This window comes from Pseudomonas sp. NC02 (genome assembly GCF_002874965.1).
Lineage (GTDB): Bacteria > Pseudomonadota > Gammaproteobacteria > Pseudomonadales > Pseudomonadaceae > Aquipseudomonas.
In genome coordinates, this window is the sequence record NZ_CP025624.1 from 6,277,403 (window position 1) to 6,292,279 (window position 14,877).

General features: G+C 48.8%; 15 protein-coding genes and 1 pseudogene. 12 read left to right on the forward strand and 4 right to left on the reverse strand.

Annotated elements, in window-relative coordinates; translation table 11 throughout:
- Positions 1–51: 51 nt before the first annotated feature.
- Positions 52–1,803 (reverse strand): DUF262 domain-containing protein, encoded by a 1,752-nt coding sequence (locus tag C0058_RS29575; protein ID WP_102370021.1) that lies wholly within the window; start codon positions 1,801–1,803, stop codon positions 52–54.
- A gap of 239 nt (positions 1,804–2,042) precedes the next feature.
- Between C0058_RS29575 and C0058_RS29580 the strand changes: the two are divergent.
- From C0058_RS29580 to C0058_RS32710, 11 genes and pseudogenes are all read left to right on the forward strand, one after another.
- Positions 2,043–2,642 (forward strand): annotated as a pseudogene (locus tag C0058_RS29580) (site-specific integrase); the annotation flags it as partial.
- Between the two features lie 310 nt (positions 2,643–2,952).
- A complete protein-coding gene (locus tag C0058_RS29585; RefSeq protein WP_102370022.1) occupies positions 2,953–3,192 on the forward strand; it encodes a plasmid-related protein in 240 nt (79 codons plus the stop codon).
- Positions 3,193–3,404: 212 nt separating this feature from the next.
- Positions 3,405–4,250, forward strand: coding sequence for a hypothetical protein (locus C0058_RS29590; protein WP_158660306.1), 846 nt, complete (start codon positions 3,405–3,407; stop codon positions 4,248–4,250).
- Positions 4,251–4,267: 17 nt separating this feature from the next.
- Positions 4,268–4,522 carry a hypothetical protein gene (locus C0058_RS29595; RefSeq protein WP_102370024.1) on the forward strand — a complete coding sequence of 85 codons (255 nt, stop codon included), beginning with the start codon at positions 4,268–4,270 and terminating at the stop codon, positions 4,520–4,522.
- A 474-nt stretch (positions 4,523–4,996) separates the two neighbouring features.
- Positions 4,997–5,332, forward strand: a complete 336-nt coding sequence (locus C0058_RS29600) for a hypothetical protein (protein WP_256579528.1) — start codon at positions 4,997–4,999, stop codon at positions 5,330–5,332.
- Entirely contained in the window at positions 5,329–5,592 is a 264-nt protein-coding gene (locus C0058_RS29605) for an EexN family lipoprotein (RefSeq protein WP_102370026.1), read from the forward strand. The genes C0058_RS29600 and C0058_RS29605 overlap by 4 nt, the downstream gene beginning before the upstream one ends.
- Before the next feature lies 1 nt (position 5,593).
- Positions 5,594–6,562: a type IV secretion system protein gene (locus tag C0058_RS29610; protein ID WP_256579529.1), complete on the forward strand. Its 969-nt coding sequence runs from the start codon at positions 5,594–5,596 to the stop codon at positions 6,560–6,562.
- A 921-nt stretch (positions 6,563–7,483) separates the two neighbouring features.
- Positions 7,484–7,756 carry an antitoxin VbhA family protein gene (locus tag C0058_RS29615; protein WP_102370027.1) on the forward strand — a complete coding sequence of 91 codons (273 nt, stop codon included), beginning with the start codon at positions 7,484–7,486 and terminating at the stop codon, positions 7,754–7,756.
- A 191-nt stretch (positions 7,757–7,947) separates the two neighbouring features.
- Positions 7,948–8,508, forward strand: coding sequence for a hypothetical protein (locus C0058_RS29620; protein WP_158660307.1), 561 nt, complete (start codon positions 7,948–7,950; stop codon positions 8,506–8,508).
- 407 nt (positions 8,509–8,915) lie between these two features.
- Positions 8,916–9,440, forward strand: a complete 525-nt coding sequence (locus C0058_RS29625; RefSeq protein ID WP_102370308.1) for a plasmid mobilization relaxosome protein MobC — start codon at positions 8,916–8,918, stop codon at positions 9,438–9,440.
- Positions 9,441–9,741: 301 nt separating this feature from the next.
- A complete protein-coding gene (locus tag C0058_RS32710) occupies positions 9,742–10,596 on the forward strand; it encodes a hypothetical protein (RefSeq protein ID WP_158660308.1) in 855 nt (284 codons plus the stop codon).
- A 375-nt stretch (positions 10,597–10,971) separates the two neighbouring features.
- Here C0058_RS32710 and C0058_RS29630 read toward each other — a convergent pair whose 3' ends face one another.
- The 3 genes from C0058_RS29630 to C0058_RS29640 form a co-directional block, all read right to left on the reverse strand.
- Positions 10,972–11,847, reverse strand: coding sequence for an RES family NAD+ phosphorylase (locus C0058_RS29630; protein ID WP_256579530.1), 876 nt, complete (start codon positions 11,845–11,847; stop codon positions 10,972–10,974).
- 149 nt (positions 11,848–11,996) lie between these two features.
- Positions 11,997–12,938 (reverse strand): sce7725 family protein, encoded by a 942-nt coding sequence (locus C0058_RS29635; RefSeq protein WP_102370030.1) that lies wholly within the window; start codon positions 12,936–12,938, stop codon positions 11,997–11,999.
- Positions 12,939–12,945: 7 nt separating this feature from the next.
- Complete coding sequence (locus C0058_RS29640) at positions 12,946–13,845, reverse strand: sce7726 family protein (protein ID WP_102370031.1); 900 nt, start codon at positions 13,843–13,845, stop codon at positions 12,946–12,948.
- A 387-nt stretch (positions 13,846–14,232) separates the two neighbouring features.
- On the opposite strand from C0058_RS29640, the gene C0058_RS29645 reads away from it, so the two are divergent.
- Entirely contained in the window at positions 14,233–14,856 is a 624-nt protein-coding gene (locus tag C0058_RS29645) for a hypothetical protein (RefSeq protein WP_102370032.1), read from the forward strand.
- Positions 14,857–14,877 lie beyond the last annotated feature (21 nt).

Here is a 14,877-nt window from a genome sequence, read left to right on the forward strand (position 1 = left end):
AAGCGCTTGCGAAATACTCTACAATCAAACTTCAGCATCCACCAATGCGAGTTAATCGTCCTCACTATCGTCTTCGAGCTCCTCTGTCCCACCGATCAAAAATTTAAATTTTGAGGAAATATGTGTCTGCATGGTTTTCTCTCGAAGCAATAGAAACTCTTCAAAATCCTGCATTGTTTTGGCTGGCTTTTTGAGGACCCCAAAGGCGGTCTCTTCGATGAACTGAATCCTATAATAGTCCGCCACTATCTTCTCGCCTTGATGCTTTTCGGCCTCAGCAATATGATCAGCAGGATTACCGTTAATCCAACGCTTATTCGTATCACCCTCCAAAAACATCAAGTTTAGTATGACATCCCCCTTGTCCCCTTTTTGCCAACCAGGAATATTCGGTAAATACTTAACAGGAAAAATGTGATGCTTCTCTGTCGAATAAGCCCCGGAACAAAAACCAATTTCTCGACCCGAAGCAGGATCCTTGGGCGTCGACAAATTAATAAGCCCTCGAATTAGCTTTCCAATAGCACCGTTTGGCGAATGCCGAAGAAGGCGGGGGATGGTGACCTCATCAAGCCAAGATGGAATTTTTTCATCGTCGACGAGCCACTCCAGAAACTCGCTGAGATCACGAACTTGCTTATTGTGCACGCCCTCTTGGTAACGCTGCGATAGCGCTGCCCCTACATACCATCTCGCAAGCTTTTTCTCGGCAGCTATTCGAGCTGTTCCTTTCAATTGACAGCTATCTATTTCCTTTAGCGCTAGCGCCATCGGCGCAAAAATTGCGTCGTAAGGCACCATATCCACACTTACCATATCCAGCGCAGCACCAAGATTTTCAGTAAGAAGCTTACCCAACGCTTCAAGAGCATTATAAGCAGTCTCTTTATGGGCAAGGTAGATATGGGCTTGAATAGTCTTAGGGAGATTGGCCTTTTTGGGTTCCTTGCCAGCCAGCATGGCTATTGTTTGCAAAAGGGTTTCCCCAGTCTTATCCATATTGGGATAGTATTTACCCAACTCACGCAGATCAACTATATCTTGTGACAAGTCAATATTTTGCGGATATAAAATCGAAACAACCAACTCAAAAGGCGTAAGCATCTGACCCGTTGTGTTTAAAGTCGTAAAAATTCGACTGATTGCCTCAATTTGCGTTGCTGCATCAATCTCAATAACTGGAACAGTATCTGTTTTAGTGAGGCTGAAATGGGGTTGTATTAGTCTGTAGGCTAAGTCGCTACGCTCCGGATAGGCTTTTAGATAATCAGCAATAGCGATATTTAATTCAGTAGAATCTGCCAATATGGCAGTACACAGCAAATGTTTTTTTACTAGCAATGATCGCGGATCAGGAATATTCGGACGAGCAACTAGATAACTATCGGTCTCATCTAGATCATGCACAAATTCTTGGACAGCACTACGATCAGAAAGATCGAGCTTTTTTGATAACGTCAATTCCAACAGCTTATCAATACGAAGATAATATTGTCTTTGGCCCGTTGCGTGAAATAGATGTATACCTGCTGTAAGCCGCTGCTGGCCGTCTAAGACAAGGAAGTCCGCACCGTTAACTGGAGCACCGTTGCAGGCCCCCTCAAAAATTCTTGGTGCGAGAAGTGCATTCTCGCCTTTCAAAAAAAGCAGCGCTCCTATCGGATATCCTTGGCGTATCGAGTCAAAAAGTTTAATGACCTTATCAGCTCTCCAGCGCCATTTCCGTTGGAAAGCAGGGAGTTTTAACTTCCCGTCATGAGCATCTTGAACAAGGTCGCGAAACGAACGGGCACTAGAGGTCATCACGTATCAGCCATTAGGAATTGATAGCTTAACTCTATACTAAAAAATCGTGCGTCAGAGAAGAGAAATTTTAGTAAATGTATAGCACCTCGGACACTGCTCAGAATACCGTTTGCGACCTCCCCCACTGTGCTGACACCAGAGCACAGCCGTACTTTGAAGCAGGGCTAAGGACAGATTGAAAGCTGTGGCTTACCAAGCCACCTAAACACCGTGGCGATTAATAGGCATCGGGTTAGACGTTCTACCCGCAGCTGAACATTCGCAAGCCAAGCCCCGGAGAAGGCCGTGACCGACGACTATCGCCGGACGAAGAACGCCATTTTCTCGCGGCCGTGAATCGACACAGCAACCCTATGCTGGGTTGGATTGTGCGTATCGCCCTGGAAACGGGTATGCGCTCGTCTGAGATCTCATCCCTGCGACGCCCCCAGGTAGATCTGACAAAGCGCGTCATACGCCTCTCAGACACAAAGAACGACTCTTCCCGAACCGTTCCCTTGAGCAAGCGAGCCACAGAAGCATTCCAAGCTGCGATGAACAACCCGGTGCGTCCAATCGACTGCAACCTGGTGTTTTTTCGTGAGCCTGGAAAGGACGGGAAACGCAGGCCCTACACATTCACCAAAATCTGGGGGCAGCTAAAAAAGAAGCTCGATCTACCCGACTTCAGATTTCACGATCTGCGCCACGAAGCTGTGAGTCGCCTCGTTGAGGGCGGGCTATCTGACCAAGAGGTTTCAGCCATCAGCGGCCACAGGTCGATGCAGATGCTCAAGCGATACACCCACCTTCGGGCTGAAGAGCTGGTTGATAAGCTAGACAAAATCGTTCGATAAGCAGGAAACGCCCTGCTCAGAGTCTTTCTCAGCAGGGCGAGCCTCAAAAAAACCATCTTTTTTCCGAAAATATGAATTTAATTATAATCCCTTGAATTATTAGCAATTTTACAAGCCCGAAAAAACCAAGATATACCACGCTGGTAGTTATATGGTGACACGGCAAATACCAAACTTATCTACCTTGGCCAACCCCTGTCACCACCAAGTTTGACAGCAACTAACTTACGCTCATAATCGTCTAACTCCTCCACACACATGCAGACTACTGAGCGCTGCTCAACCTGCATCAACACAGGTGAAAACCGTGATGAACACTGAAGCGTATTTAGTTGGAAAATTTGGCGCACTAATGCAACTGTCTGATTTGGCCGAGTTACTTGGACGCTCGACAGACGGGCTAAGAGTTTCACTCTACTCGGACACCGACCTATCGAGAAAAATTAAACCCACCATGATACGGATCGGCCGCCGCATCTACTTTCGCACGCAGCAAGTCAATGTGGTACTACAGCTTGAAGCACCAAAAAACGAAACACACGTTCAATAATACTGACCTGAGGGACATTTACTATGGGTCGGCAACGGACGATCAACGACAAGAAATTTTGGAACTCACCCAAAATGGCTGGGCGCACTCAAGAGGACCGAGCAACTCTCGTCTATCTATTAACATGTACCTCCAGCAACATTGTTGGTAGTTATTCTATCGTCCCAAGGATTGCTGCAGCAGAAATGGGATGGGACACAGAGTCACAATTCATGCCAGTACTGAAACGCCTCTGTGACTCTGACTTCATAAAATACGACGCCGAAACGAGCTTCGTGTGGGTTCGCATTTGGTGGGAGCATAACTCCCCGAAAATGGCGCTCGCGCCAACGCTACGTCAGAAGTCCATCAAGCAAATCAGAGAAATGCCTGCGCATTGGATATCAGACTATCTGGATCACATGGCGGAAAGACTGCAAGAGTCCGACGAGTATCGCGAGATGCTAATCCAGGAATTCCAAGCGTCGAGCCAAAGCGCTAATCAGGGAGAAAACCACCGCTGTGACGCTACCGATAGGGTATCGATACCCCATCGCCAGCCCATGGACAGGCCTGTGGATGACTATAGTTCCCAGATCAATGGAGAAAACACCAAGGCTGCCATCCACCCCGAAGCCGAGGGTAGCCGGAGAGGGAAGCCAGAAGGCCATGCCCAAGAAAACAGGGTATCAGTACCCTATCTATCCCATATACCTAGGGGGGCGGGTAACTATAACTATAACCCTAACAATAACTATAAAAATAACAATACAACAACAGACCGCCTGATTTTCCCTCACGACCTGTCTCGGGCAGCACAGGCATCAATAGAAGAAGCCCTGCTACAGGTTTCAGATACAGACGCGCAAAAATTACTAGATGAGTTGGCGGCTGCGATTGCGTCCAAAAAAGTAAAGACAACCATCACTCAGTTATTCCACGGGCTTTTAAAAATTTACCACCAGGGAAAACTTCAACCTAGCAGTGGCGTAATAGCCATTGCAGACAAAAGGTCGCAGAACGGCGGGGTCGGGCAAGAAGCAATAGCAACTTTAAAAAGAAAGATGCTAATCAATTGACCAATGGAGCAACGACAATGCAGCTACAATTCAAGGAACTTGAAAACTACTGCGATAGCCTGGAACACTCCGGCAACATCCAGGTCATTTTGCACGCGCATTATGCAAAAGGCTTCGCCCTGACTGTATCGGACGGCACAATCGAACACCCGGTAACGGATGAGCAAAACCATCCATATTGGTTCAGAACTGTAGAGATGGCGTTGGATGAGCTTGCCAATATCCCCTACATATCAGACAAAATAATGATAGACCGCACATCCTGGTCATAAGCTCTACGCTGTAACGGAGAAGCACACTCATCAAGCAATATTATTATTGAACGCAGTAAATTTAATACCCTAAGAATGCTTCGGCATACTGGGTTCTGGGACTGAAAAGAAAGTCCCTGACAGGTGGGAACAGTAGCTCGATAGAAAGAGCCACCGGACAAGCAGCGGAAAGACGCGCCGTATAGACCACATCCCAAGAGCGCCACGAAAGCGCACTGGATACGGGCCTTAAACAAGCCCTGACTGGCGGGAAAAGTAGCTCGATAAAAAGAGTCGCCGGACGGCTGGAAAGACAGCTCTGCGTTCGCCCTTAACCAAAGGAGCAACACAATGATTTCGTACCTCTACCTACCGATTCTCACCTTTTGCACGTTCGCTCTCATATCCATCCGCCGATACTGGGTTTGCGTAGATCGGCTCGGATACATGAAAGAGATCTCTAGACGGGCACCGTCGTTATTGCAACGAGACCTCATGGCCGCAGTACTTGCGATGGTGCCGTTTTCAATGGCTGCCATCGACTGGTTCGAAATAACGCTTCCCCGCCAGTCAGCCCCCATTCCTCCAGGCTTCGCAGCACTGCTCTCAGTCTGCTGCGTGTGCGCCTGCATAGGCATTCTCAACAATACCTTTGAACGCCTAGCGGGCAGTTGGGCTGGAACCAGGGAAAGCGCACTGCGTACGGTCGCGGCGCTACGAATCATTGATCAAGCAGAACTGGCCTCAGCGCTGAATGTCCTGAGCAATCGCAACGTGAAAATGACGAGCGCTGATTCAACCGGTAACACTGATCACACGGTGAAAAAATGAAAAGTATTCCTGCTCTCCTACTCATCACAACGTCAATTCTCGCTGGCTGCGAACGACAAGAATCTGTTCAAACCGTCGATTGGTACAAGGCAAATACATCTGAGCGTTTGAAGGTGCTGGAGAGGTGCAAGGCTAGCCCTGGAGAGCTTTCGATCTCTGCGAACTGTATCAACGCGTCATCGGCCGCGAATGCAACAACGTTGGAGCTGCGTGGTTACAAACACCGCGAACCAATCAATTTTTCTTCTCAGGGAAAATAGAATGACGACCACGACGGGAATATTCGAATGGATGGCGGGGAGCATGGACCAAACCCTCCAGACCTTCATAAGCGTCACGTCCAGCCAAGTCATCGATGACTTTTCACTAACGGTAACGCTTTGTGGAACGCTCTATTTGACCATAATGGGCTTCATGATGATCACCGGCACAATCGAGCAACCCGCATCCCATTTCCTCAAGACCTGCGGAAAGTTTCTGCTTATCAGCGGGCTGGCAATGAACGCAGACACGTATATGTCGTGGGTAGTGGAGGCACTACACGGCCTGGAAACAGGGGTTGCTTCTGCCTTTTCAGCTACTGGCGACTCAACGGCCTCAAGGTCTGTATTTCAGGTAGTGGACAAGGCCATGTCCGACGGCTGGGCAATAGGCGCCGATATTCTAACGAAGATGGGACTTCGTGCTGGGTACGACGTCGGAATGATATTTTTTGATTTGCTGACAGCCATAATCGTATACGCGGCAACACTTATTATCGCGGTTCCAGCAGGGGCAATGATCATTGTCGCAAAGGGAATGCTGTCGATCATGCTCGGCATCGGGCCAATTTTTATCATGATGCTGTTGTTTGGGCAGTTCACTTCCAAATGGTTCGATAGCTGGTTCGCCCAGGTCATCACCTACATCCTGCAAATCGCGCTGGTTGTCACGGTACTCAGCTTCGGGATCAAGTTTTTCTCATCGCTAACGAGCGACATACTGGCGACACCAGGCGACTACCCGATATCCACATTTCTGGAGCTTCTGGTGGTAACGGTCGTTGTGCTGTACATGCTGCAACAAGCCAATGCCGTCGCCGGCAGTCTCGCAGGGGGAATATCAAGCGCAGGGCTCACCCTTCGCGGAATCGCAAGCGGTGCCGCCTCACCGATCACCAAGGGGCTTAACCGACAGTCCACGCGCCGCGCGACATGCAGTCGGGGCAAATGGTCACTGCTGGACGCTTGAACCACCTCGCGGCCGGTAACACAGCCTGGAACCCAGCCTACCGACAGCACGTCATGCAGAACATGGGCAAAAACTGGGGGAGTGCTACCGGGGGCAAAGTAAATCAGTAGCCCCTGACGCACGGCTCATCAGACCTCGCTTCGGCGGGGTCTTTTTCTGAGTACCTTCAACAAGCGGATGACGGGTCAAGGGGTTGGTGCGGCCCGCAGGAGCGAAGCAACGAGGACTCGGCCCCTTGACGCGGCAGGAGCGCCCAACGCTCATGGCATGGGTGTAGGGGATCAAGGCCGCCGGCCTCCCCTGCACCCTTGACGACAGAGGGCGACTCGCTCCCTTCCCGCTTGCGGGAAGGGCGGGGGGATGGGCAACTTTAAAATCGTTAACTCATTGAATTTAGCAACTAATTGCAAAAAACAAGACAATTTCAGCGCTTGCCTTACTTGACTAACCAAGGGCTGAAAACCGTTAAACAGAAGTCATCGCAGAGAAGCTCAACGCAATTTAAAGGAGGGAAATACAGTCTCTGATAACTCCGCGCTCCGCTTGGGCAACCCCTTCGGTTGCATCCCGTGTCCGAACTTGCCGGACGGGCTGCGGGGCAGGCACGGCGGGCGGAGCCCTTGACCTACCCCTAGCGATAGGCTGAGCGCTTCCTGTGGTATCAAGGGTGCGGCTACGCCCGTCATCCTCACCCGTTCGGTGCTCGCCTTCGGCTCCGCTCCGCATGCGGCCTCCGGTGCCGCCCTTGACACCACATCCAGCAAAAACCTTGGTACTTTGATCAATGCACGATTTCACATGTGCCATGTACCTCCATCACATTCGCGGTTTACAAGGCATGCTTGCGCGCAACCAGGAATGCTTCAAATCTGAATTCCTTGTTCATGAACAAGACTTCTCAAAACTCGTCAGGAAAACAGCATGACTTCAGAAAATCATAAAACCACTCAACAGCAAGACAACGTTGCCCCCTCAGCCGGGATTGACCAGTTCAAGGAACACCAGATATCGGAGTCCGAACAGAGCAAACGAAAGGAAACCGTGGACTTTGCCAACGCCTCAGTAAACCTGTCTGGATTTGAAGTCACTGAGGGTATGAAACGCCTCGGCGAACGCTACATCAGCGGCGAAATTGATCTGGACGAGTTTGTGTCGATCTCGCAGCAAGAGAACGCTTCTTCCCGACCGAAGTGAGCGTAAGTTCACCGAAGCTTGAACATTTTGAGCCACACGCCCGACATTTGTCGGACTAACAAGGCAACAACTGCACGCTGACTGACAGCGCAGCGGTGAAAAAGCAAGAAGCATATGCCTGAGAAAGGCCCCCCTATGCATTACCCCACAACAGGTTTCACCGGCCCTCTGAGAGAAGGGGGATGGCAAGCATGCAGCGCCCACGCCTAAAGCCTCCAGCGTCAATCTGGAAACGAATCGATGGCTCCCCGGAACGCCTGATCTCTCTCTCCGCGCTTGCCGTTGCGTTTGGCGCCCTATGCGTGTCGTTATGGCAGCTTGATATGGCTAAGCAGCACAATGTGCTTTCCGTAAGGCCTTACTTGATGGTCACGCCTCACCTCGCAGGTGCCAACGGAAAGAACGGGCTGTATCTCACCAATGAAGGTATCGGGCTCGGGATACTTACTTCCCTGAGCGTTTCCGTATCGGGGAGAGTCTATGCAGGCTTAGGCAAGAATCAATGGCCGAAAATCTTGCGCGATATGGGCTTGGAACCGCTTTGCTTTTCTATTGGCTGGCCAACCAAGGTTGCCGCCTTAAGGCCCGGAATGGAAATCGAAATTCTGGGCAAGTCGAAACTGTTCAACTCTGGTTGCGAGCTTGCGCTGGCTACTTTCCTAACAACGAAAGACGTCTCGATTGAGCTGCGTTACACCTCGCTTTACGAAGAAGAACACACATTTTCAGGTGATACGTTCTTGAATCTATAGCGCCAGGCTCCGTAGCTGAATCCGTCCGGGCTTTGTTCATGAACAAGAACTTAGCCAATTGGAGATCTAGTGCAGGATAGGCTTCCGCCGGGATGTGACACCCACTACGCCTGCCTTCGCTCTACCCCAGCTATCCGACACACCGCATCAAGGAAAGCTTGTTCATGAACAAATGTTTGGGGGATATGAGACCTAGTGCAGGATAGGCTTTCACCGGAAAGCTGTATTACACAACGCCACCTCCACTACGATTTTTCCTTGTTCATGAACAAATTTGAAAGACGGTGGAGCACTAGTGCAGGATAGGCTTACCGCCGGTTAAATGTGCGCACACATTTAGCACGGCATGGCTTTGCAGGTTTCGTTACCGTTGATGGGGAGTATTTATGGAGAGCTCAAGCCGAGCCTTGAACATTCACCTGGGCGCAGACCTAAAAGCCCGCTGGGCGGATTACTGCCTTGCTTTGGGTAAATCTCCTGGAGCAGCAATCAAAGCTGCGATTGAGCAACAACTGGCGCAATCAGCAGCGAACCCGGCCCCAAAGACTTACCAGCAAGTCGCAGAGACGACGACAAGCGATCCCAAGCAACGCTTTGAAATCCTACTGACTGCTTCGGAAAAAGCAGCTATCAACGAGCGAGCTCAGATAGAGCGGTGTTCCATGCGGCGTTGGATCGTCGACGCCATCCGCATCGGCTTGACCCACGAGCCACAGTTCGGCATGGATGAAATCGACGCATTAGGTGAATCGAACTATCAGCTTTTGGCTCTAGGACGAAATCTCAACCAGATCGCCCGCAGCCTGAATGATGGTAAGTATGAACCGGTCACTGTCGAGATGATTACAGCATTAAGCGGGTTGATTCAGAAACACACTGAAGTGGTTAGTAAGGCCATTCGCGCTAGCCTTGAGCGTTGGGACATCGAATGACGTGTCACTTCCTCTGAAGGCATTTGCAACAGAATGGAGCAGAAGGTCGAACAGAACTCGTAATCGGCACATCAGCCGTTGTGCCTGCATCGAGGTTGGAAACGGTATCGGAGCAGCGCTGTCGTCCGGTTGCAGAGATTTTAACTAGCCGCTACCATCAGCATCGGTAGTGACAGCTGCCCCGTGCTCGCCATGCTAAGCCACAGCCCCGTGGCCCTGTTGCAACACTCCTCATTATCTCTGGGTTCTTCATGCTCAGAAACGATTGCGAGCTTCGTTTCCGCTGAGCTTGGAGTTGTCCATGATCGCAACACCCCGTAAGCCTAACTCCATCGCTGGCATCAAGAAAGTTGCCAAAGAATTGAAGAAAGGCTCAAAAATCACTCATTTCCAAGCATTGAATCTGGCAGCTCAGTTGTCAGGTTTTCATAACTTCAACCACGCCCATAGCTCGCTGAATTCATCTGCATCAGGGATGCCGCACACTCACAAGTACCAGGTGACGATATCTGCTAGGTGGAGAGACTGGGAAGGCAACAAAGGTAGCGTCTCTGCAACAGTGTCTATCCCCAATCTGTTGCATCAATTGGTCACTCCGCAAAATTTTTTCGGGCTGCTTTCCGATTTGGAAATCAACGGTTCTGAAGAACTATCGTTTGCCAAAGTCCTACCGGGAGAGGGACACGCAGAAATGAGGGTGTTCTCTGCAGCACGAGCGATCCGATTCATCTCTGTGACGGGCTTAGTCCCCGCGCTGACACCGCGGAACCCACTACCGTTTTTTGAGGACATCCACGGATTTCAGTGCAAGATACCTAACGGTGATCACACTCGCTTTTGGAAAGATCCTATCAGTGGACATCACGTCATCACAGATGAACCCTATCTCGGCGAAGCCACTCCTCCATTAGTGAAGGCCAAACGGACTGAGTGGGCGAACAAGCATCAGCTCAGTGTTGGATTTCCGGAATGGCCTGGAATGCACAACCCAGGTTACGGAACACGTTTAACGCTTTTTTCGCAAAATCTAGACGTAGCGCGCTTTGTGAGAACTTTGGACAAGATTCCCGCTCCAGGTGAAGGTTACGATGCAGATCTGTTAGAACCAGACTATCGAAAAAGTACCTCACCCATTGGCAAACGAGCTTATAGCTGAAACTAGCTACAGTTTTAGGTGATGATCCGTTTTCGTCAGTGGTATTTCGAAAACGGATCGCCCCGCACTCCGACATCGCCAAACGAGTACATCCAATAAATAGCGCCTGTAGTGTTTGACTCATTTCAAGAAAAATTCAACCCGCTCGCCATAAACATTTACCCGACATAAGCATGACGGAGACCAAATTTTGTCTTGAACAGGAAGGCCCGAATACTTTCATATCGCGGGCCTTCGAAGGTAGGCAAGAGAGCAACCCCTCATGCATTAGTGAACGGCTGTTGGAGTGCCGACGCCGACTAAACTTCCAACGCTACCTCCTTAGACTAGAAAATCTAACTTCCTGTATATTACCAAACACACTCATTCAAATTTTTATTCAGCAAAATTTACTGTTACTCGTCCGACCCGCTGAGTTACAGTCGCTCCTATTTCTGCTACGTCGGGGTCAAATAATGCTAAATTAACGCCATCCCCTACCGAACTCCGATACATAACACCATCAAACCCACAAACTTTCACATACTCGCATAGATATTGGCTGGGTACGTAATCGAACGCAGCAGATCTTGGCAAAACGGGCCGAGTAAGTTCTTCTCCTAGCTTCTCAAGAAACTCTACATCACTTCTAAGCATAGATATTTCGCTCTCATCAGAAAGCATAAAAGGGGAAACACTTCTTTTAGGATGTCTGAGATCAATAACTTTTAATCCGTCAGGAATACGTACACTGGCAACGCACGCATCCTCTCCCGTATGAGGGCGAATTTCAGAAACAGCTGTTATAGGTGTGGACGCCAAGTATAGATATGGAATACCTGCTGGATTGGCTCTACCATGTGAGGCGAGGTGTTTTGGAGGCGATTTCATTTCTATAGGAGTGTATGTCGAAGCACCGGTTTGTATCCGCGCACGGAACCAGTTTGTAGCCACCTCCGCGGCAGGAAGCAACAAATAATCAAAAAGCCTTTTGAGGCGGGAAAGATTTATTTCAGTTTCAGGAAAATACCTGTTTTTATGTATGAGTTCCTGACGTAAATCATCCCATCTCTGTAGTGCGTTATCTGAAACGGCAGTCTCAGATGGTCTGTATCGTTGCCTTACCAATTCACCATCATCGAGAACATCGCTAAGAAGCTCTTTAGCATGGGCTATATCCATTCTCTCATGACTGAACATTCCCCAGTCACTTTTCAGCAACTCGATAAGTCCAATTCCCTGGGAATCTCTGACATAGATCCCTGTCAACAACTCAAATAGCTCTCTAAGTTCTCGCGGGGATAACAGTGGTTGATCGGGGGAAAGACAATAACTACAAACCCCTATTTCGTGAGAAAACTGAACAAAAAAACTTCTTCGAAGATGTATATCACCAAAACAGCTTGGGCAGCAGTACAATTTCATTCCCGTCCATGAAAATAATCGGCCATCACTTCAATGTGATGCTGCATAGAGAGCTTTTTAACATACCCCAATCCGGGAAAGTGGCCGCGCTCATGCAACTCAATAAACTCATCAACCGCGCGAGTTCGGAAAATTTTCGTGTCGGGTCTCAGGGCTTCATCAACTAACTTACGCAAAGCCTCAGCAAACTTACCTGCTGGGTCAGTCGGCGTTTCGAAGCGATCAGACTTAAAGTGATGGATATACATTCCATCATCCTGTTCATCGTCGATGAATGTTAAATGAATGGCAACTGCGTAAGCAGGCCCTCCACCTTCAGAGTACTCGTCTCCAACTATTAGAAAATCTCCAAAACCTTCAGCCCCATCATCTTCGAAGGTAACGTGCAAGTCCGAGAAAAATTCTACAGCGGGGTGAAGCCTATTCGCACGTTTCTCAAATCCATTCTTAACGACAATCTTTTCAAAATCGGTAAAATTTCTCTGATATAGACGTCCATTGTAACCATCTAAAAAAACATGAGCAGAATCATCGTCCCGAGGTAGAAGATTTAACAGCCCTCGAGCATCGGTAAAACCAGCATGGATGAATAGTTTTTTGCGCTGACCTACAGACTCTAAGATATTTTCAATCTGATGAACATCAGTCTCATCAGTGAGCAATACTCCTGCATACACATTCGCAGCGTGCTCATAATTACTATCCAGAAGCTCGATCAATCTAGACGGGTCGGCGGAAAGATCTCCATAGCGAGGATTTACTATAAGCGAAATATCACCGCCAGCATCGCTCACAGCATCAATTGCCCGTATCAAACCGTTTACTGCTTCTTTGACTGGTTCGATAATTGGGACAAATCCCCGCTCAGACATAATATCCGCACACTCGCGAATAGTAATTAGATCATACTGCTTACCGCGAAAATAAGGGTAGTACATGCTCCATTCATCCCCACTTCAATGCTTCCATTAGTGGAGTATCTATTGCATCCAATAGATTCCCCTTAGTCCGTTCTGTTAGAGGAACGGTTAACGCAAAAAATCTTATTGAAGCTGGCAAGCTTCTGACCGACTCAGACAGCCCCGATAGATTCCTAGTACTTTTTAAAACTCGTACCATTTCATCATGCACAATAGCAGAGGGGATTTTCACGAACTCTCTATCCAGAGCGCTATGCATTTGTGTGTTTGGTAAGCTAGGGACACGTACATCTAGATTCTTCAGGACCTCAATGGCCTCTCTTTGTGTAATGGCGTTGAATATAGAGCTTGAGATAGTACGACTAGGATCACAGAAGCTTTTACGAAATGTTGAGATCTGGTATCTATCGGTGAGCACAGAAACGCCTACAAAGTCAGGAACAATAGAAACAACTGCCTCTAGATGTCTTTCAGCACACAGCACCGTAACACTCGCAAAAACCTCACTATACGACACGACCTGTGAGTAGAGCCTATCCAACTTATCCCGATCAGACTTGATTTCATATGCCGTGGACGTACCATTCAACATAACTATATCTGCTTTATTCTTACCAACTCTAAACTCATCGACAAGCGACGCGGTCCTCAAAGAGTGCGAACCAAGCAATACTTTTTGAGCGACGGCAGTTTTATAGGCATACTCATTTCTAAAGCTCTTCCGCTTCAGTAAGTCGAAGAGCTCATCCAGTATCCGCCCTACGCTCCAAGTGTACTTATCAACCTCAACTGCAAGCTCTTTCATCAATCGTGCAAAGATCGGAGACTGGCCCTTTTTGACCATCTCGTGAAAAACGGCAGCCGTGAAAATCCGTGCGATAGCCGCTTGCTCTCGGACCTCTGTCCCCTTCACCGTTCTCAACATAAGCCTTCTTGAAGCCCTCGCCTTTCAGTCAATCTGGTTCTAGCTATCCTGGCCGCCACTCTCGCTTAGCCCAAGAATAGGGTTACAACCACCATCCTGCTGGTCCCAGTATACCCCTTCCCCCAGCAGCTAGCTTCAGTACAATGCCAGCACATTAGCAGGCTTGTTCAGATTTCACTTGGCCTCGCTTGAGCTTGGAGCAAAAGCGGGTGCACTCATCGTGGAGAGCAGGCTGGGTCGTAAAATTTAGCTGGAACCTATCTGAAAATTTCGATGATTTAAAACCAAAGAACATTGATAGCTTTCCCGCCGCACAACCCAAACTATGCTGGGCATAGCTGTACGTCACTTTGCGTAATCAAGAAACGACCATGGAGGTAGTTAGCAATGAGCAGTTATCCGAAGCGCGTCAGGGACAACATTCTGCCACGGTCCGTCGGAGAGACTTTGCCCGAAGCTTTCGAGGAGTGGTCTTTCACAGAGGTCGTGAGGGATCATGAACAGCCGACCGACACATGTGAGCTGTGCGATCAGGAGTCGCTTCGATATCAGTTCGAAATTCGCAATACGATGACTAAACATACGCTATGGGTTGGATCGCAGTGCATCCTTAGGTTTGGCCTTTCGGTGTTCGAGGCAGGTCGTAGACTTTCACCGACTGATGCCAAGAAAAAACTTGAGCGCTTAACGCAACAGATGCGATTGAATTCATGTGTTAGTGCTCTAGAGAAACTGGCGGTCGCGGAAAACAACTCGATGCTGTCAAACGCGCTGAAATATTACCGAACCAACAAGTACCTTTCTCCAAAATTTGCTTTCGTCGTTCTCTGGCGCTTAAAAGCAAACAAAATTGATCACAGTCCTTCTTTTTTCAAGATCAACCTTAAACGCAGCAAATATCAAGAAGACCTTAGGCATATGAAGCCAGGAAATGTAGAGATGATCTGGCCTGCACTGTCGTCTAGCCAAAGGCAAATGGCGTTACTAATGGGGAATAAAGCACCAGCGTAAAATACTCTAGAAACACAAATT